This is a genomic window from Streptosporangium sp. NPDC000509 (assembly GCF_042898365.1).
Taxonomy (GTDB): domain Bacteria; phylum Actinomycetota; class Actinomycetes; order Streptosporangiales; family Streptosporangiaceae; genus Streptosporangium.
On record NZ_JBIAYX010000017.1, the window covers coordinates 60,440 to 79,394 of the forward strand.

The 18,955-nt window shown below is 70.0% G+C and carries 16 protein-coding genes; 7 read left to right on the top strand and 9 right to left on the bottom strand.

The genetic code is table 11. From position 1 onward, the window contains the following. The first annotated feature begins 95 nt into the window (after positions 1–95). On the top strand, positions 96–716 hold the full coding sequence (locus ACFY3D_RS29015; protein WP_389985000.1) for a LysE family translocator: 621 nt from the start codon (positions 96–98) through the stop codon (positions 714–716). A gap of 227 nt (positions 717–943) precedes the next feature. Here ACFY3D_RS29015 and ACFY3D_RS29020 read toward each other — a convergent pair whose 3' ends face one another. From ACFY3D_RS29020 to ACFY3D_RS29035, 4 genes are all read right to left on the bottom strand, one after another. After that, positions 944–2,155 (bottom strand): hypothetical protein, encoded by a 1,212-nt coding sequence (locus ACFY3D_RS29020; RefSeq protein ID WP_389985003.1) that lies wholly within the window; start codon positions 2,153–2,155, stop codon positions 944–946. Positions 2,156–2,186: 31 nt separating this feature from the next. Next, positions 2,187–2,573: a Rid family detoxifying hydrolase gene (locus tag ACFY3D_RS29025; RefSeq protein ID WP_362504357.1), complete on the bottom strand. Its 387-nt coding sequence runs from the start codon at positions 2,571–2,573 to the stop codon at positions 2,187–2,189. 25 nt (positions 2,574–2,598) lie between these two features. Beyond that, positions 2,599–3,717, bottom strand: a complete 1,119-nt coding sequence (locus ACFY3D_RS29030) for an alanine racemase (RefSeq protein WP_389985006.1) — start codon at positions 3,715–3,717, stop codon at positions 2,599–2,601. Positions 3,718–3,916: 199 nt separating this feature from the next. After that, entirely contained in the window at positions 3,917–5,440 is a 1,524-nt protein-coding gene (locus tag ACFY3D_RS29035; protein ID WP_389985009.1) for an amidohydrolase family protein, read from the bottom strand. Positions 5,441–5,643: 203 nt separating this feature from the next. On the opposite strand from ACFY3D_RS29035, the gene ACFY3D_RS29040 reads away from it, so the two are divergent. Then, positions 5,644–7,353 (top strand): glycosyl hydrolase family 8, encoded by a 1,710-nt coding sequence (locus ACFY3D_RS29040; protein ID WP_389985012.1) that lies wholly within the window; start codon positions 5,644–5,646, stop codon positions 7,351–7,353. Positions 7,354–7,690: 337 nt separating this feature from the next. Here the strand turns inward: ACFY3D_RS29040 and ACFY3D_RS29045 are convergent, their stop codons facing one another. After that, the gene (locus ACFY3D_RS29045; protein ID WP_389985015.1) at positions 7,691–8,290 is read right to left on the bottom strand and encodes a hypothetical protein; all 600 of its coding nucleotides are present in this window, start codon (positions 8,288–8,290) and stop codon (positions 7,691–7,693) included. Between the two features lie 486 nt (positions 8,291–8,776). Next, positions 8,777–9,931, bottom strand: coding sequence for a hypothetical protein (locus tag ACFY3D_RS29050; RefSeq protein WP_389985018.1), 1,155 nt, complete (start codon positions 9,929–9,931; stop codon positions 8,777–8,779). A 332-nt stretch (positions 9,932–10,263) separates the two neighbouring features. Between ACFY3D_RS29050 and ACFY3D_RS29055 the strand changes: the two genes are divergently transcribed. The 3 genes from ACFY3D_RS29055 (at position 10,264) to ACFY3D_RS29065 (ending at position 11,355) form a co-directional block, all read left to right on the top strand. Continuing rightward, entirely contained in the window at positions 10,264–10,494 is a 231-nt protein-coding gene (locus ACFY3D_RS29055; RefSeq protein WP_362919966.1) for a hypothetical protein, read from the top strand. Continuing rightward, positions 10,491–10,808 (top strand): hypothetical protein, encoded by a 318-nt coding sequence (locus ACFY3D_RS29060; protein WP_389985021.1) that lies wholly within the window; start codon positions 10,491–10,493, stop codon positions 10,806–10,808. The genes ACFY3D_RS29055 and ACFY3D_RS29060 overlap by 4 nt, the downstream gene beginning before the upstream one ends. A gap of 115 nt (positions 10,809–10,923) precedes the next feature. Further along, positions 10,924–11,355, top strand: a complete 432-nt coding sequence (locus ACFY3D_RS29065) for a hypothetical protein (protein WP_389985024.1) — start codon at positions 10,924–10,926, stop codon at positions 11,353–11,355. 13 nt (positions 11,356–11,368) lie between these two features. Here ACFY3D_RS29065 and ACFY3D_RS29070 read toward each other — a convergent pair whose 3' ends face one another. The 3 genes from ACFY3D_RS29070 to ACFY3D_RS29080 form a co-directional block, all read right to left on the bottom strand. After that, positions 11,369–14,986: a DUF4153 domain-containing protein gene (locus ACFY3D_RS29070; protein ID WP_389985027.1), complete on the bottom strand. Its 3,618-nt coding sequence runs from the start codon at positions 14,984–14,986 to the stop codon at positions 11,369–11,371. Between the two features lie 246 nt (positions 14,987–15,232). Next, the gene (locus ACFY3D_RS29075) at positions 15,233–15,922 is read right to left on the bottom strand and encodes a response regulator transcription factor (RefSeq protein ID WP_386201565.1); all 690 of its coding nucleotides are present in this window, start codon (positions 15,920–15,922) and stop codon (positions 15,233–15,235) included. A gap of 89 nt (positions 15,923–16,011) precedes the next feature. Further along, positions 16,012–16,626, bottom strand: coding sequence for a TetR/AcrR family transcriptional regulator (locus ACFY3D_RS29080; protein WP_389985031.1), 615 nt, complete (start codon positions 16,624–16,626; stop codon positions 16,012–16,014). A gap of 64 nt (positions 16,627–16,690) precedes the next feature. On the opposite strand from ACFY3D_RS29080, the gene ACFY3D_RS29085 reads away from it, so the two are divergent. Both ACFY3D_RS29085 and ACFY3D_RS29090 read left to right on the top strand, forming a co-directional pair. After that, entirely contained in the window at positions 16,691–17,599 is a 909-nt protein-coding gene (locus tag ACFY3D_RS29085; protein WP_389985034.1) for an alpha/beta fold hydrolase, read from the top strand. 239 nt (positions 17,600–17,838) lie between these two features. Then, positions 17,839–18,687, top strand: a complete 849-nt coding sequence (locus ACFY3D_RS29090) for an arylamine N-acetyltransferase (RefSeq protein ID WP_389985037.1) — start codon at positions 17,839–17,841, stop codon at positions 18,685–18,687. Positions 18,688–18,955 lie beyond the last annotated feature (268 nt).

An 18,955-nucleotide genomic window follows, 5' to 3' on the forward strand; every position in this document is an offset into this window, starting at 1 on the left:
ACATCAGTAGGGGGCGAACCTGGACCGATTGGTACACCAAAGGGTCCAGGCATTGGCCCTGACGGCGAGGGCCGGGCCGCCCCTATCGTCGGGGCATGGTCTCCCCGTCCACATTGCTGATCTTCTCGGTCGCGTCGCTGGCACTGGTCCTGGTGCCTGGCCCGAACCACATCTACATCATCGCCCGCGCCGTCTCCCAGGGCCGCGCCGCCGGGATGGCGAGTGCGCTCGGCGTCGAGGTGGGCACGCTGGTGCACATCGCCGCCGCGGCGGCCGGTCTCTCGTACGTGATCGCACAATCGGCGACCCTGTTCAACGTGATCAAGTGGGCCGGGGTGGCCTACCTGGTCTATCTGGGCATCCGGGCGCTGACGAGCAGGCAGGAGTTCGCGAGCCGGGAGACCCCGCCGCAGCCGCTTCGGGCGATCTTCCTTGAAGGGGTGGTCGTCAACGTGCTCAACCCCAAGGTGATCCTCTTCTTCCTCGCCTTCCTGCCCCAGTTCGTGGAGCCGGAGGCGGGCGCGGTGCCGCTGCAGATCGCCGTCCTGGGCGGAACCCTGCTCTTCCTGGGCCTGCTCTCCGACCTGATCTACGCCGTGGCGGCGGGTGCCGTGGGCGGGCGGCTGAGGAACAGGGCACCTCTGATCGGCCACTTCAGCGGGATCGTCTACCTGGGTCTCGGCGTCGCGACCGCCCTCTCCGGCCGCTCCGTCTGAACGCGCGAACCGCCCGAACACCCAAGACCATCCGAACGCACGAGGCCGCCTCGAACGCCCAAATCCGCCCGGACACGCGGGGCCGTCTCAACGCCCGATAGCCGCCCGGACACACAAGGCCGTACGAGGACACATAGGGCATACCGAACGCACAAGAGCACTCGGACGTTCGAGGCCCACCTGGATACGCGGTCCGGTGGTCGACCGTTTTCCGGGACGAGCCGGTCTCAGGTGGAGAGCGCCCCCGGGATGCGGTCCAGGATCGGGTAGGGCATGAGCCCGTACGCGTAGAAGTCGACCGCGTCGGCGCCTGAGGCCCGTACGGCGCGGACCTTGGCGGCGAGCCGGTCGGCCGAGTCGGTGTCGGGCAGGCCGGGGCGCAGCACGACCCGCAACTCCTTGTCCTTGCCCGTGGAACGGCGGTAGGCGGCGACGTCGTCGGCCACCCTGGCCACGTCGCGGGCGTAGGCGAGCACGCCGAGCGAGGGCACCAGGTCACCGAGGGCGACCAGGTCGACGCCGAGCTGCCAGGAGTCGTGCGCGGCGAGCCCCGGCGAGGGCAGCCCGTCGGTGTAGCCCTTCACCGCACCGGTCCCGTCGAGGAAGACGAGACGCGAGCCCTCGTCGGTGACGGCGGTGGAGACCTCGGAGACCAGCGAGGTCACCGTCTCCGAGCGAGCCCGGGCGTAGGCGACCACCTCGGGCCCCGCGTACGCGGTCAGGGCCGCGCGGGTCACCTCACCCTGGGCGGGAGGGTCGCCGTCGAACACGGCGCCCACGATCCTGGAGCATTCCTCGCGCGCCACCTCCGCGTTCACGCCCAGGTCGGCGGCGCGGCGCATGCAGAAACCGCAGAAGCACAGGCCGAGCAGGAAGGCGTCCATCGGCCCGAGCGGGACGAAGCTGCGCTCGTGGTGGTAGCCATGACCGAAGGTTCCGTAGTGCAGCGCCTCGGCCACCACGCTGTCGACGCCCTGTCTGGCCACGGCCCGGCCCAGCGCGACCGCGTACAGGCGCACGTCGGGGTGGGAGGGGCACAGGTCGGCGGGCGAGCCGCGGTCGCCGAAGCAGTCGCGTACGGTGACGTCCGGGTTGGCCAGGCCGAGCGTGGTGTTCTGCAGGAAGACGGTCCAGCCGTGCAGGGCGAGCCCGCGTTCGGCGGTGGCCTCGCGCAGGGTGGCCAGTGGCTCGTCCTCGGCGCCGTCCTGGACGGGCGGCACCAGGCGCAGCCCGCCGAACAGGTCGGCGGGCGGCGTGAAGTGCGCGCCGTCGTTGCGGAGCGTCACCCGGGGGCGGCCGTGCGGGGTGACGTCGCGGGCACGGTGGTAGGCCGCGGCCACGGTCACGCCCGTCACGCCGTATCCGGTGATCCGGTCGAGGACCGCCTCAAGGCCCTCCCCGCGCACGTCCTCGACGTAGACGTATAGCGAGCTGTCCAAGCCGCCGCCCTCCCACGAAGTCGGTCAGACTCTAACGCGGCTTGTAGGCCACGAAGTCGATCTCGACGAGGATGTCCATCAGGTCCGAGCCGACGGTCGTGCGAACCGGGTACGGGCGGGTGAAATACGACTTGTACACCTCGTTGTAGGCGGCGAAGTCACGCTTGAGGTGCTCCAGGTGCACGGTCGACTTCACCACGTCGTCGAAGCCCAGCCCGTGGGCCGCGAGGATCGCGCCGAGGTTGCGCATCACCTGGTGGGTCTGCTCGGCCACGTCGGTCCCGACGACCTCGCCGGTCTCGGGGCTGAGCGGCCCCATGCCCGAGGTGTAGACGAAGTCGCCGACCACGAGACCCTGCGAGTACGCCCCGACGGGTGCCGCGCCCTCGCTCGTCCTCAGCTCCTGCTTGTCGCTCATCTCACCAATCCTCAGCGATGGAAATTCAGAAAAAGGTGTTTATCAGATCGACGACGACATACTCCTCGTCGACCACCGGGATGGTCCGCCACTTGTCGAAGGCGGTGCACGGATGGGAGATACCGAACGACACCAGGTCGCCCGGCCGCACCGGCGAGCCCGGTGCCGGCCTCAGGAGCGTGTGCTGGTCCTGGACCTTGAGCACCGTCGCACCCGCGACGGCTCCGCGCGGGATCGGCAACCCTTCGTCGAAGGGGGCGTCGCGCTTGCCGAACCCGACCACGGCCAGGTCGGGCTCCGGGACGCTCAGCACGTGCGCCCAGATCTCCAGCGCCGCGCGGAGTTCTCCGTCGATCCGGGTGTACGGGGTGCGCTCGCGGTAGTAGCCGTCGTCGTGGGAGACGTACGCGCCGCTGCGCAGCATCACCCTCGCCTGGCAGGCGGCGAGCTCGCGGCCGATCACGTCGAACCACTGGCTGCCGCCCACCGACAGGATCGGGTCGCGCACCCGCAGGTGCTCCAGCGCCTCCAGCAGCCGGTGCAGGTAGGCCCGTACCTCCTCCGCCGACCCCAGCGAGCCCTCGTATCCCGCGATACCCGCCAACTCCACGCCCTCGGCCGCCTGCGCGGCCGAGGCGACCTCCAGCAGCTGGGCGAGCGTACGGCTGCCGCCGCGCCCGCCCTCGTGACCGAGTTCGGCCAGCACGCGGAACGGCCTGGTTCCCGCGTGCCGGGAGAGCGCCTCGACCCCGGCCGTCGAGTCGACGAAGCACAGGAACTCGAACGCGGGATCCTCGTCCAGCTGGGCGGCGAGAGCGGTCAGCCCCGCCGGGTCGAAGACCTGGTTGGCGAGGACGATGCGGGAGACGCCGAACCCGCGCAGGGTGAGCGCCTGGCTGGGGGTGGCGACCGTCATCCCCCACGCGCCCGCGTCGAGCTGCGCCTTCACCAGCTCGGGCGACATGGTGGTCTTGGCGTGCGGGGCGAAGGTGAGCCCGTACTCGCGGGTGAAGGCCGCGAGGGTCGCGATGTTGTGCTCCAGCGCGCCGCGGTGGGCCACCATCACGGGGAAGGTGAACGCCCCGCCGAACAGTGAGGCCCCCAGCACCGCCCCGGGGTCCGCGATATCCACGATGCCCTTCACGTCCCGTCCCCCTCCGCGTCGCCTGACGGATTCGACGGCTTATCGGCCGCCGCATCCGGGCGTGGGGGATCGCGTCCCCCTTCGCCGCCCTGAGGACCCTATCCTCACGGCACCCTCTCCAGGGCCGTGTCCGAAGGGCCGCCGGGGGCGGCGCCGTTCCTCGAAAGCCCGGCGACCTGCCGAGGGGTGACGGCGTTTCTCAGGGGCGTAGCGCTCTGCCGGGGGTGGCGCCGGTGAGTGCTCCCGCGGTGAGCACCGGGACCCCGGAGACGAGGACGTCGCCGATCCCGGTGGCCGGAGTGCGCGGGACGGCGTACGTGGCCAGGTCGGCGACCGCGGTGGCGTCCAGGACGACCAGGTCGGCGACCTGGCCGGGCCGGACGAGGCCCCGCCCTTCGAGGCCGAAGCGGCGGGCCGGGTGCGAGGCGAGGTGGACGACGGCCTGCTCCAGGGTCCAGTCACCGGTCTCGCGGACGTGGTGGCCGAGCATGCGGGCGAACGCCCCGTAGCCACGCGGGTGCGGGTGGCCGCCCACGTAGATGCCGTCGGAGCCGCCGGTGTGAGCCGCGTGACGCAGGACCGCGCGGACCGACGCCTCCCCCTCGGGGCCCTCGTCGGGGCGGGCCGCCACGCATCCGGCCTCCAGCCGGGTGTCGATCAGGATCCTGCGGCAGAACTCCCCCGGCTCCAGCCCTGCCTCGGCCGCGGCGTCGGGCAGCGTCATCCCCTCGGCCCACTCGACACCGGGCACGTGGGAGAAGGTGATCCTCGGCCAGAGCGTCTCGTCCCACTGGATCGGCTCGGACTCCAGCACCTCCAGCGTGCGCCCGACGTCGGCGGCCGGGACCCACGGCGGCAGCGCGACCATCGCGAGGATCGTGCTGCCCCGCAGGTAGGGGTAGGTGTCGAAGGTGAGGTCGACCCCCATGAGCCGGGCCTCGTCGACAAGTGGCAGGAGCGTGGAGGCCGGGCCGTGGTAGTGCGAGACGTGCACGGCGGCGCCCGAGCGGCGGGCGATGTCGCTCACCTCGGCCATCCCGGCGGGGGCCGCCGCACCGTACCCGCGCATGTGCGTCACGTACGGCAGGGTGCCCAGCGGTGCGCAGAGCGCGGCGATCTCGGCGGCGTCGGCGTAGCGGCCGGGGGCGTACTCCAGGCCGGTGGAGAGGCCGACGGCGCCCTCCGCCAGGCCGCGTTCGACGCGGGCCAGCATCGCGGCCAGCTCGTCGGCGGTGGCGGCCCGCTCGGCGGCGCCCATCACGTCGTGGCGGATCGTGCCGTGCGGGAGCAGGTACGCGGTGTTCAGCGCGGTCGCCCGGTCGTAGCCCGCGAGCAGCTCCGCCACGCCGATCGGCCCGTCGGCCGAGGGGTGGACGCCGTTCACGGCGGCGAAGTAGCGGGTCGCGTAGGCGAAGGTCTCCGGGGTGGTGGAGGGGGCGAAGGAGAGCCCGTCCTGGCCGAGGACGAACGTGGTCACGCCCTGGCGGAGCGCGGCGAACTGCACCTCCTTGTCGAAGACGAGGGCGTCGCCGTGGGCGTGGCAGTCGACGAGGCCGGGCATGACGTGGCGCCCGGCGGCCTCGACGACGGTCGCGGCGTCCGCGCCCTCCAGGCGGCCCACGGCGGTGATCCGGTCTCCGTTGACACCGACGTCGGCCCGGTGAGCCGGTGCTCCGGTGCCGTCGAGCACCCAGCCATCCCTGATCAACACATCGAACGACATGCGGGGATTCAATCACCCGAAAGGTCTGCGCCGCATCCAGCGCTCGTCTTCGTTCTCCCTGCCGCTGTCCCGGATTTCCCCGGTTCTAGGTATGGGAGGAATTTGGGCCCCCCGTCCCCTTGACCGTAGCGTGTCAGGGATGGTGCCATCTTTCCCTAGTTAGGAACCTTTCCTAACTAGATGATCGCAGAGAGGGCACCCCTGTGCACGCGAGACCGCGCCTCGAACGCCTCCAACGCCCCTCGCCCGTCCTCGCCCTGGCACTGGCGTCGGCACTGATCGCATCGCTGTTCGTACTGGCGGCACCGGCCGGCTTCGCCGCCGACTCCCTGCTCTCCCGTGGCCGCCCGGCCACCGCCTCCTCCACCGAGGACTCCACCCTGCTTCCCGGCGCCGCCTTCGACGGCAACGCCGCCACCCGCTGGGCCTCCGCCGAGGGCCACGACCCGGAGTGGATCCGCGTCGACCTCGGCGCCTCCGCCACCGTCTCCCGGGTCAAGCTGACCTGGGAGGCCGCGTACGGGAAGTCGTACCGCATCGAGGTCTCGCCCAACGGCTCCACCTGGACGTCGGTCTACTCGACCACCACCGGCGACGGCGGCGTCGACGACCTGACCCTCTCGGGCACCGGCCGCTACGTGCGGATGTACGGGACCGCGCGAGGCACCGTGTACGGCTACTCGCTGTACGAGATGGAGGTCTACGGCAGCACGGGCGGCACGACCCCGAGCCCCACCCCCACGGCCACCCCGTCCCCCGGCGCCCCCGGCGTGCCGTTCGGCTCCCACAAGATCCCCTACGCGGCCGGGATGCTGCGCCCGACCGGAACCCAGGCGACGCTCGACCAGAAGGTGGTCGACTACTACCGGCGCTGGAAGGCCGCCTTCGTCAAGCAGAACTGCGGCAACGGCTGGTACCAGATCATCTCCCCCGACGCCGACCACCCGTACGTGGCCGAGGCGCAGGGCTACGGCATGGTCATCACCGCCACGATGGCCGGGGCCGACCCGGACGCGAAGAAGATCTTCGACGGCCTGGTGAAGTACGTCCTGGCCCACCCGTCGTCGATCACCCCCGGCCTGCTCGCCGCCGAGCAGAACACCGCCTGCCAGAGCGTCAACGGCGGCGACTCCGCCACCGACGGCGACCTGGACGTGGCCTACGGCCTGCTCCTGGCCGACCGGCAGTGGGGAAGCACCGGCACCTACAACTACCGGCAGCTCGCGATCAAACACATCAACGCGATCAAGGCCGGTGAGGTCAACCCGACCACCAAGCTGATGAAGCTCGGCGACTGGAGCAGCTCCGGCGACCAGTACTACTGGATCAGCCGCTCCTCGGACTGGATGATCGATCACTTCAGGGCGTTCCGCAAGGCCACCGGCGACACGACCTGGGACACCGTCCGCACCAACCACCAGAATCTGATCGCCTCCCAGCAGTCGACCTACGCGCCCAACACCGGCCTGCTGGCCGACTTCGTCGTCAACACCAACACCACCCCCAAGCCCGCGCCGGGCGAGGTCCTGGAGTCCGCCAACGACGGCAAGTTCTGGTGGAACGCCTGCCGTGACCCGTGGCGGATCGGCAACGACGCGGTGACCAGCGGCGACGCCAAGTCCCTCGCCGCCGCACGCAAGCTCAACACCTGGATCAAGAGCAAGACCGGCGGCAACCCGAACAACATCGCGATCGGCTACTCCCTCAACGGCACCCAGATCTCCAGCGGCAGCGCGCCGGCCCACTTCGCCCCGTTCGCGGTGGCGGCGATGACCGACTCCGGCAGCCAGGCCTGGCTGGACGCCCTGTGGAACAAGATGCTCAACACCCCGTTCACCGCGAACGACTACTACTCGACCAGCATCCAACTCCAAGTCATGATCACCGTAACCGGCAACCACTGGGTGCCCTGATCCTCCAGGGGTGATGAGCAGCCAGTTAGGCGTCGGTCAGTTTCGGTGGACGGCCGATCCGGGTCGTTGCGCTGAGCCAGCCGTCGATCTCCACGCAGAGTGCGGTGAGAAGGGTGTTGAGGTCGTTCGTCACACATCGATCCTCAACACCCTTCACCATTCCCGCATCCCAAACGACTTAGGACTTACTCGTATAGCCGCCGAAAGTAGGGCAGTCCCAGCAACCAGGGCGAGCAGAAGATCAAATAGTTAGCTGGGGCCGCCGCTAACGGGACTTTTCGTTCCGATGCTCGTCATGCCCCTACTAGCGCGGGCCGCGCAAACGCCCGCCACTGGTTCAGGGCAGGATCGCACACAGAGCGGTCGTGCGGACCGTGACCGGCCAGGTGTTGTGATTGCTGGCCCGATAGCCCCAGGTGTTTTCCAGTTTGCCGTCTTGGTCCTTGCTCAAGCCCAGGTAGCCCACCGCCATGTTGTCCTCAAGGTACCAGTGGTCGGCACGCCCATACGCGTACCCTCCGCTAATGGGCACTTTGCCTTCCGGGCAGGTGATTGTGGCGCTTCTCTGTGCACCGGCAGGGAACGTGACGTCGCGCGTGACTACCTCCAGCCCGGAGATACCCACTTCTCCCTTGGGGCCGGCCGGGCCGCTGTCGCCCGCCGGCCCAGCTGGACCGGCGGGGCCCGACTGGTTCCAGGAGATCTGCCGCTCAGTGGCCAGGCACCTGCCAGGGGACGCCGTAGTGGTGGGAGCGGGGGCGAGCATGGTCTCGCCGGGCGAGGGGGAGGCCGGCGGGATCCGTACCGCCCCGTTCGTACTCACGCACGCTGTGATCACCTCGCCGGTGTCCGCCGCTCCCGCGACGGCGATCCCCGATCCGCCGACGACCAGCCCCAGCACCGCGCCGATGGCCAGTGACCCCTTGCTTACCCTCACCACTGTCTCCTTCCAGACGACGATGATCCGCCGCATTCGTGTCAAGGATCGTTCGGATCACTGGGAATCCTCTTGTGGCTGGCTGCAACGCCATCGAGACCCGGTAGACCCAAAACCCGGCCGTACCGGTCGGTAACTTGCGGGAACCTGCATGGGTGTAGCCCATCGGCCCGAGTGGTCAGACAGGCGTAGAACTCGCTGCGGAAGCCTGACAGCTTCGCCAGGGTTTCGGTACGGAGATCTTTCTAGTGCGTGTCTGGGCTGCATATCACAGCGCGTGTCAGCGTGGGCCTCACGGCCACCGCCTTCATCGTGATGTCTTGGTGACTCGACGATGAGGCGGTGGCCGCTTTCGCGTCCAGCATCCGAGCCGTTACAGCCCGATATGCCGCCTCACATGGCCTACCGCAACAAATACGCGGCTCGGAGGTTAAACAACAAACTTAGAAATTCGACAAAGTGCCACGCGGGTTTCGTTCGTGAGCCTTACGCGCTGGTCAGCACACGGCGCAGGTCCTGGGCCGAGTCCGCCAACGTTGATGTCGGCCCCGTTCCCGCGAGCTCGATGCGGTCGGCGACACGGAGCAGCAGGTTGACCGTACGTGCCGAGGCGATCTCGCTCGCCTGTGCCATCACCTCCACGATGACCGGCTCGGCCTCCTGCCACGCTTGTGCGTGTACGAGGCCGTTGAGCAGTTGGGCCCCGCAGTTATAGCGAGAACGTCCCCGCGTCAGGTGATGCTCGTAAGCCTCCGTAAGCGGTGTGACAGCCTTGCCCCACTCGCCCAGCTCCGCGTAGGCCATCCCCTGATGCCCGGCCAACTCGGCCTCGTCCATCCACCACGACCAGTACGGATCACGAGTGCCGATGCTCTCGGCGAGCGCGGACCGGGCCCGATGGAGCGCTTCGAACCCCCGCGTCCCGTCACCCAGTGCGGCGAGCGCCCGACCTCGCCGCACCTGGAATATCGCTTCGACACGAGGCGGGAGGTCACCACCGGCGAGCACGTCGTCGGCGATCCGCAACGTCTCGTGCGGGCGACGCTGAAACTGGGACAGCATCGAGAGGTGAGCCAGTTCCAGCAGTTCCATGCTGCGATCTCCCGCGAGACGGGAGAGCATCATCGCCTCGTGGATGATCTGACGTGAGACATCCTGCCGATCGGCGTCATGGGCCTGCCATGCGGCGATCTCTCCGGCCTCTCCGGCAGCGGCTTCGAGGTCTCGCTCAACGGTCGCGGTGAAGTTTCCCGCGGCGAGTTTGGCACTGGCAGTCCGGAAGACCCGCACTGCGAGGGGGAAGATCTCGTTTCCCCCGTACGCGGTGTCCAATGCGACAAGCGCCTGCCCGGTGGTCCGGAGCGTCATCACATACTCCGCGTCGGCCGGTCGACCGTCTACGACAAATGGATCAAGCGTCTCGATGCCCAGTGATGCCGATGCGTCTGGACGAATAGGGGCGTTATCCTCAAACAATTCGGTTTGACTGAAACCAAACACCCGGCAGTACAGCGTGAGATAAGGCTCCCTGGGCCGGTGTTTCCCCGCTTCCCACCCCTTGATCGATCGCACCAGCGACTCCCTGACCGGGAGGCGCTCGCGGGTCCACTCGTCAGCCGCTTCGGCCAGGCGCTTGGCCATCTCCTTTTGCGACCAAAACCGGGCACACCGCTCTTCGCGGAGTCGAACAGCCCATACTGGAAGTTTTTTCATCACGCACCTCGGACCGAGGGGAAATGTCGATCCCTTTATTTTCCCCCAGCACCACCTACCGATGCACAGGTTTACCGCGTGTGATGGACAGAGAATTCAAACAGGCGGGATCCGAAAGCGCTCAGCGGTCACCTCGCCTTCGTACTGGCCATCCAGCCCGTACGGCATCCCCTCCGCGTCTTTGCCCACCTCATGAAAAACGGGCTCGTCCATCACTGCGAACGATCGGACAAGCCCATTATCGGATGGAGGTCCAATCAGTGAACAAGGCCAAATCCACCGACCCTGAATCCACCATCCCCGGCTGGCGGTTGATTCTCAGTGATGCCGGGCGGCTGTGGGCCAGCCGGGAGGAGCCCTTCCCTTCGGTCGCCTTCCACGCCGGTGCCGAGCGAACCGTCGACGCCGACAACCTGGAGGCCCTGCGGGCCGAGACCGAACGGCAGGAGGCTATCGCACGGGAGGCGCAGGCCGGGCAGGTGATCTCATGATCCGCCGCTGTCTGTCCGCCGCCCGAGGCCGCCACCGCGACGGCCAGGCTGTCATTTCGGTCCCGCACTACACCTGGGACCACGAGGCCCGCGCTCAAGCCGCGATGCTGGAGATCACCCAGCCGGGCTGGGCCGTGCTGTACGGCACCAGCAGTCGCCTCTTCCACGCCATCGCCACCTGGCCCGTCCCCGAGCCGCTGATCATCTGCGACCGAACCGCCGAAGGGCTGAGGACCCAGATGCGCGAGGCCGAGAGGACCACGCTCCACCGCTGGGCCCTCACCTCCAGTTCAGCCAGCATCGGCCACTTCTGATGAACGGGCACGACGGCCCTCTCACATGACTCCCAAGAGAGCCGCCAACTAACGTCATGCTGCCTTGACGTCAAGCCTCCTTGACGTCAAGGCAGCATGACGAAATACTCGACCCATGGCGACTCCAGAGGATCTTGAACGTCAGTTCACGCTGCTGACCGCGACCGCGCGCTACGACGCGCTACGCACCCGGGAGGCCCTGACCGCACCGGCCGACGAGGACGACGCCGAGCTCGCGCCGCTCGACCCCGGCGCCGAACCCTTGACCCGGGGTGAGGCGCTGGAGCTCCTCGCGCTGGGCGAGGTGATCGCGCGGAAGGCGGGCTACGGACGTCAGCTCTCCGTACGCTCCGCCCGCCGGGCAGGTGCCTCGTGGTCGCAGATCGGTGCCGCGCTGGGGACCAGCAAGCAGGCCGCGTGGGAGGCCCACAACCGGTGGATCGACGAGCAGACCGGGGAACGCGACGGCCACTGGGGCTGGAGCGAGGACGACGCGGCGGCCGCGCGCACGCTCGCCGGCGACCCGGAAGGCGCGGAGACGAAGTGAGCGCGGCCGTCGTTCAGTCTTGGTCGGGGATCTCCAGGCGGGAGATCGTCTGCGGGCAGGAAACCGTGCTGAGCACCGGCCGCTGAGCCAGCAGTTCCCTCGCCTCGCGGCGGGCCAGGTTCCAGCCGTTCCACGAATCGGGTCCGGCGAGGTCGTTGGCCGCGACCACGTCCCGCAGGACGCAACTACGAGACGGCTCGGGCAGCCGGTCCAGGGCGGGCACGGCCTCCGCGCCGAGGTCGCCCAGGTATTCGAGGTCGATCCGGTCCACACCCCGTACGGCGATCTGGGTCTCCGCGACCCGCAGGTCGGGGTTCCACACCGCGAACGCCAGCAGAGAGACGCTCGTCATCAGCACCAGGGTCCTGGGCAGCCAGCGTGCGTGCCCGCGCCCGGTGAGCCGGGCCGCGCCCGCGGCGAGGACCAGTGCGAAGACCCCGCCCAGCCACAGCACCGTCGCCGACACCGAGGCCCGCAGCCGGGAAAGCCCGTAGGCGTCCGCGTACAGGTCCAGGCGGTGCAGCGCGGAGAACAGGATCACCAGGGTGAGCACGCACAGCACGCCGAGCAGTCCGGCCATCAGCCAGCGGTCGGAACCCTTAAGATCCAGCGTCCCCGAGGCGACCGCGACGATCGCGAGGACGAACACGCTGACGACGACGAGCTGGAAGAACCCGGAACGCGCGTACTCCGCGTAGGTCAGCCCGGTGGCGGAGACCACCCACCGGGTGGAGCCGAACAGCACGGTGAGCTGCATCCCCACGAACGTGGCGAACAGCAGGTTGAGCGCCGTCAGGGGGGTCACCCAGAGACCACGGCCGACCGTGACCTTCAGGTCGGGGGCCTTCGGCTCGGCCACGGGTCGCAGCCCGACCAGCACGGCGGAGGCGACCACGCACGCGAAGACGACGAAGAGGAAGATGCGCAGCGGCAGCGACTCCGCCCACTCCTGCGCGCTGAACACCCGCTCGACGGCCTCGGCGAAGACCGCGTCCGCCGAGACGAACAGCGCCCCGAACACCGCCAGCAGCACGACGGTCAGCCCACCCCCCAGCAGCAGGGGCATCACCCGGCGACGGGACGCGAGGCCCTTCATCCTCGCCCCGAGGAACCACGGCACCGGCAGCAGGCCCAGGATCACCGACGCGCCGCCCCTGATCACCCCGAGCCAGCCGCGCCCGGCCCCCGACAGAGCGAGCGCGGCCGTCAGGAACCCGGCCAGCAGAAGGATGCCGACCAGCCAGTCCGCGTCCCTGAACATCACCGTCGCGACCAGCCCGTAGGCGACCGCCCCCATCCCCGCAGACCAGGGGGTGATCCTCCTGCGCACCGCGGGGATCGTCGCCGCCCCCATCGCCGCGGCCACCAGTACGAGCCCCAGCCCGGCCCTGCTGTACGGCACCGCGACCGCGGCGAGCAGCCCGACGGCGGCGGACACCGGAAGCACCCACCGGGGCGTGTCCGGCAGCTCGGGGCGGGGGAAGACCGGCGGCGCCTTGTATCCTCCCGGAGCTCCGGGACCGTCGTAGCCTCCGGGAACCCCAGGACCGTTGTGCCCTCCCGGAGCTCCGGGACCGTTGTACTCTCCGGGAGTCCTGGGACCGCTCCCCCCGCCCGGCCGGGAGCCCGCCGATGAGCCCGTCGCCCCTTCCCTGACTCCCGCCGCCCGCGCCTCACCTTCCCGCCGGGGAGCCCCTGTGCCCCCTGCGGCGACGCGTCGCGTGGCGGGTTCCCGTCCCGGAGGCCGGTGCGGGAGCGGTTCGACGGAGGCCAGGAAATCGCTGGTGGGTGTGGTGGCGCCGATGACCGTGCCGACGAACGCGCCGATGGCGAAGAGGACGGATCCGGCGAAAGCGGCGAGCAAGGCGTCGACGGTCGCGAGCGCGATGCCCACAATCACACCGCACACCAGCCCCGCGATGGCACCGAGGAAGACCCCGGCGAACGCTCCCGGCCAGTTCCGCGTCACGACCGGCTGCTGACGCGCGCTCCCGTCCCTGGCGAGCACGGGTCGTGGAGGGTACGGCTGCGGGGAGGGTCGTACGGGAGGAGGCAGGGCGGCGGCTCCGGGGGCGAGGGCGGCAGGCGCCGGTCCCGACCCCGACCTCGGTCCCGACTCCGACTCCGACTCCGACCCCGGCCCCGGCCCCGGCCCCGGCCCCGGAGAAGCGGGCACCTGTCCGGCCGCGACCGTCTCAGGGACTTCGGGCGTGCGACCGCTCTCCGCCGGTTCGACCGGCTGCTCCCTGGATTCGACGGCCACGGAACCCTGGTCGGCCCCGGACGCGCGACCGGCTTCCACCGGTTCGTCGGACACGGGAGTCCCGGTGACCCCGGTGACTGCGGCGACCTCGACGACCTCGCGACGTCCGGACGACGGCCCCGCCACGAGCGGGACGGACGACGTGGCGGCCACGACCGGGACCGACGGCGTACCGGCCGCGGACGGAAGCGACGGCGCGGAGGTCTCGGACGGGACCGGCGGCGTACCGGCCACGAGCGGGACCGACGGCGCGGAGGCCGCGAGAGCCGCAGGTTCCGCGGGCTCCGCGGGAGCCTCGCTCGAAGGCTCCTCGCCCCGGGCGGCGGCGTCCTCCCCCGAGGGGAGGGGGTCCTTGCCGGGGAGGGACGGGGGGTTCATCTCGATCCTTTCAGGAAGGTCGGCCACGATGTGGCAGCCGACACCGTCGTCGACGTGGATGGAGCCGCCGTGGAGTTCGACGATCTCCTTGGTGATGGCGAGGCCCAGCCCGGCGCCGCCGTCGTCGGCGGCCCGGCCCGCGTCCAGGCGGGAGAAGCGCTCGAACGCCCGCGCCCGGTCCTCGACCGCGATCCCCGGCCCCTGGTCGCTCACTCTCAGCCGGACCCCCTCTCCCCTGGCCGTGGCCGCCAGCACCACCGCCCCGCCCGCGGGGCTGTGGCGCACCGCGTTGTCCAGCAGGTTGGCGAGGACCTGCGCGAGCAAATCGGGATCGGCGCGCAGGCTCAGGCCCTCGGGGACCTCGCAGCGCGCCACCACCCCCTCCCTCGCGAGCACGGCCTCCCGCAGGGCCTGCTCGCACAGCGGGCGCAGCTCGACGTCCTCGCGCTCGATGAGCCGTGCCCCGGATTCCAGGCGGGACAGGTCGAGCAGTTGCGCGACCAGGCGGCCCAGCCGCTCGGTCTGGGCGAGCGCGGTGCCGAGAGTGACGGGATCGGGCTCTGAGACCCCGTCGACCACGTTCTCCAGCACCGCACGGAGCGCGGTGATCGGCGTACGGAGTTCGTGGCTGACGTTCGCCACCAGCTCACGTCGCTGCCGGTCCACCTCCCCCAGGTCGGCGGCCATCGCGTTGAAGGCACGGGCGAGCTCGCCGACCTCGTCACGGGAGGACGCGGTGACCCGCAGGCCGTACCGGCCCTTCGCGATGGTCTGCGCGGCGGCGGCCATCTCGCGCAGCGGCTTGGTCATCCCCCGCCCGAGCAGCTGCACCATGATCAACGCGAACACCACGGCCACCGCGACGCGCACGTCGCGCGAGTAGCCGGCGTTGATGCCGACCTCGTTGACGACGAACGCCGTCACCACGGCCAGCAGGATCACCATTCCGAGCTTTATCTTGATCCGGCCCAGGAAGTCGAGAGGTCTCAATGGTCGGCGCGTCCCGATGTTGGAGTGGAAGGGCACATGAGTGTCTGAGTGACGGAGAGGGCGATCGGTTCTCCTCCGGGCGCGAGCGCCGTTTCGGAGGCGAGCGGAAGTCCCCGTTCGCGGCCGTACACGAACGTGGGTCCGTGGCACCGTCGAGCGTGGCTCCGTGGCACCACGGGGAAACGCGGTCGCGGCCGGGCGCCCCTGTCGGACCGTGAACGGCGATCGGCGGACCGGGAGGGCCGTTCACGGTTTGACGAGGGCGTAGCCGACGCCGTGGACGGTACGGACGACTCCGGGGCCGAGCTTGCGACGCAGGGCCCGCACGTGGCTGTCGACCGTACGGGTGGCCGCGGCCTCGGAGAAGCCCCAGATGTCGGCGAGCAGCCGTTCCCTCTCGAAGACCTGGCCGGGGCGCTCGGCGAGGCGGCACAGCAGGTCGAACTCGGTCCTGGTCAGCTGGGCCTCGGTGCCCCGCACGTAGACGCGGCGCTCGGCGGTGTCGATCTCGACGTCGGCGAGGCGGATGACCGTGTCGGCCACGGCCAGCTGGGAGGCCCGCTCGACCCGGCGCAGCAGGGCGTGTACCCGGGCGACCAGCTCGCGCATGCTGAACGGCTTGGCCATGTAGTCGTCGGCTCCGACCCCGAGCCCCACGAGAAGGTCGGTCTCCTCTCCCAGCGCGGTGAGCATGAGCACCGGTACCGGCCTCGCGGCCTGCATCCTCCTGCACACCTCCAGCCCGTCGAGGCCGGGCAGCAGCCGGTCGAGCACCACCACGTCGGGTCCCGTCTTCGCGTAGGCGGCGAGCGCGGTCTGCCCGTCCCCGACGACCTGCACGTCGAAGCCCTCGGCGGCCAGCCTGTGGCGTACGGCCCGCGCGATCGTCTCGTCGTCCTCGACCACGAGGACACGGCGTTGCTGAGGGGTTGCCATGCTCGGCAGCGTAGACCTGAGCCGTGCAGAAGACCTGTGGTGAATTGTGAAGGTTCTGCGCACCCGGCGGCGAGGCCCTCAACGTCACGTCAGTCTTCCTCGCGGCCCGGGGTCATGCGGGTGAGGTGGTAGCGCAGGACGCGCACGGCCTGCTCGGCGGTGTGCTGGCCGAGCAGGACACCGGTGCCCAGGCCCGCCGACATGGCGAGCAGCCCGGCCGCCTCGCTCCACGGGTCGAGACCGGCGTCGATCTCTCCGGCGTCCTGTGCTTCGCGCAGCCGGTCGGTGATGAAGGTCTGCATCCGGTCCGGGGCGGCGAGGAAGGGCTGGGCGGCCAGTGCCGGATCCGTCACCGACAGGACGGCGTACGTGGTCCACACGAGGTGGAAGATGCGACTCTCCTCGTCCGCGGGGACCGCCTGGACGAGGACGGCTTCGACGACGCGCAGAGGGCTCGCGTCCGCGCCGACCGCGCCCAACTGCCGCCCGACACGATCCTGCAGCCGCTCGGCGAGATGTTGCAGGGCGAACAGCAGCATTTTCTCCTTGGACTCGAAGTAGTACTGCACGACGGCCACCGCGAAGCCCGCCTCCGCCGCGACCGAGCGCATGGTGACCGCGTGCAGCCCTTTGCTCCCGGCGATGCTCATGAGCGCCTCGATGATCTGGGCGCGACGCTCACCGTGGTCAGCCAGCTTCGGCACGCGACTCACTCCCTCAACGGCTTTTGGTAGTACTATCGTACTACCAAAAACGAAAGGGGCGCCCATGACCAGGACGGCCGTCGGTCGTTTCGTCGACGACGAGGCGAAGGAAAGGTTCCTCCGGGCCTACGAGGACGCCATGGACCTGTGGCCGGGCCTCCGAGAGGAGTACGATGTCGAAACCGGCTTCGGCACCGTGCGCGTGTATCGCGCCGGCGCGAGCCGGGGAGAGCCCATCGTGCTGCTGCACGGCCACGGCGCGAACTCCTCCACCTGGTACCCCCTCATCGCGGCATTCGGCGCACACCACCCCGTCTACGCCGTCGACACCATCGACGACCCCGGCCGCAGCGTCCAGCACACCGTTGTGAAGGACTCCCGGGACAACGCCGCCTGGCTGAACGAGGTGCTGGAAGAGCTCGACCTGGACCGGGTCCATCTGGTCGGCCTGTCCTACGGCGGCTGGCTGACGCTCAACCAGGGCGTGTACGGCGACGGACGCCTCGCCTCCATCACCCCGCTCGACCCCGGGGGCCTGCAGAAGGTGCCCGTCCGGTTCATGGCCGCCATGCTCGGCGGCCTGGTGGCGATGGCCCTCCCTCTCCGGTGCCGCCCCTGGTTCGCACGTGTGCTGGCCAATCACGCCCTGATCGCTCCGGCCCGGCTGATGGCGCCGATCATGCTGAGCACGCGCACGTACCGTCCGTCCTACCGCCCCTCGGCCAGGCCCTTCACCGACGACGAACTGCGCTCGATCCGCGTCCCGGCGCTCGTCCTGCTCGCCGGGCGCAGCACATTGCTCAACCCTCGCAAAGCACTGTCGCGGGCACGCACGCTCATTCCCGGTGCGCGCGCCGAGATCGTGCCGGGTGTCGGCCATGGCCTTCCTCTGGAAGCACCCGACCTGGTCGGCGCCCGTGTCCTTCGGTTCATCGACTCCGAGGTCGGGGCGGATTCCGGCGACGCACGCTGAACCGACGAGCGGGCATCGGGTCGCGTCGGCCTTCCGCCGAGCGGCCCGTCCGTGGCCGCTCCCAACCCGACCGTTCCTCTCGCGGGGAGGCGGTCAGGCCACCGACGTGTCCGGCGCGACCTCGATCGGATAAGCCGGACGCGTCCGCGCGGGCGAACCTTTCGGAAAGTGCATGCCATTCCCGGAAAAGCGCACGTCCGAGGCTAGGTACGCGCTCACCTGGGCGTTAACGTGACAGGGTGATCGATGTCACCGCGTACCTCCGCAGGATCGGCGTGAAGGTCGACGGACCTCCGAGCGTGGAGTCACTGCACCTGCTGCACCGGGCACACGTCGAGCGCGTGCCGTACGAGTGCATGGAGATCTGGCTGGGCCGTCCGACGACCGTCGACCCGGTGGAGTCGGCGGCGCGGATCGTCCGGGGCCGTGGCGGCTACTGCTACCACCTGAACGGGGCCTTCTCCGAGTTGCTGAAGGCGCTCGGCTACCGGGTGACCCGGCATCGCGGCGGGGTGCAGGGCCGTGCCCAGGGCCCGGCGAACGTGGACGGCGGCCACCTCGTGCTCACGGTCTCCGGGCTGCCGGCTCCGGGCAATCCTCAAGGGAGGTGGCTCGTCGACCAGGGCCTGGGCGACGCGCTCCACGACCCGCTCCCGCTCGTCGAGGGCACGTACCGGCAGGGTCCCTTCACCTACGGCCTGCGTCCCTCCGAGGTGGAGCCCGGCGGGTGGCGGTTCGACCACGACCCGCGTGGCGACTTCCTCGGCATGGACTTTCGCGGCGCGCCCGCCGAGATGCGGGAGTTCGCCGCGATGCACGAGTTCCTCTCAACCTCGCCCGAGTCGGGCTTCGTCCGCGTGGCCACGATCCAGCGGCGCGACGCGGGCGGCGTCGACGTCATGCGAGGGCTGATCCTGAGCCGTCGGGGCGACCGCGAGCACTCCCTGACCGCGCGGACCGAACGCGACTACTTCCAGATCCTCGCCGACGTCTTCGGTCTGCACCTGCCCGACGTCACCCCCCTGGAACGCGCCAAGCTCTGGCAGCGGCTGTGGACCGCCCACGAGCAGTGGTCCGACTCCCACTGACCCCGGCTCCAGTCCGACCCGGCTCTCAACCCGGCCCGGATCAGCTCTCGACCCGACTCGATTCGGCTCCCAGCCCGGTCTGGTTCAGACCGGCTCGAAACTCCCGCGCTCCCCGGTCGCGGCCCGTCGCCGCCGATCGCTCCGGCTCCGCTTGAGGATCTTCCCAGGGGGTCGGAGCAGCGTCTCGACGATCTCCAGGCGTTCGGAGAACTCGCAGGAGACGGTTCCCCTCTTCCCGTTCCGTCGTGTCCCAGGGGCATCATGAGGA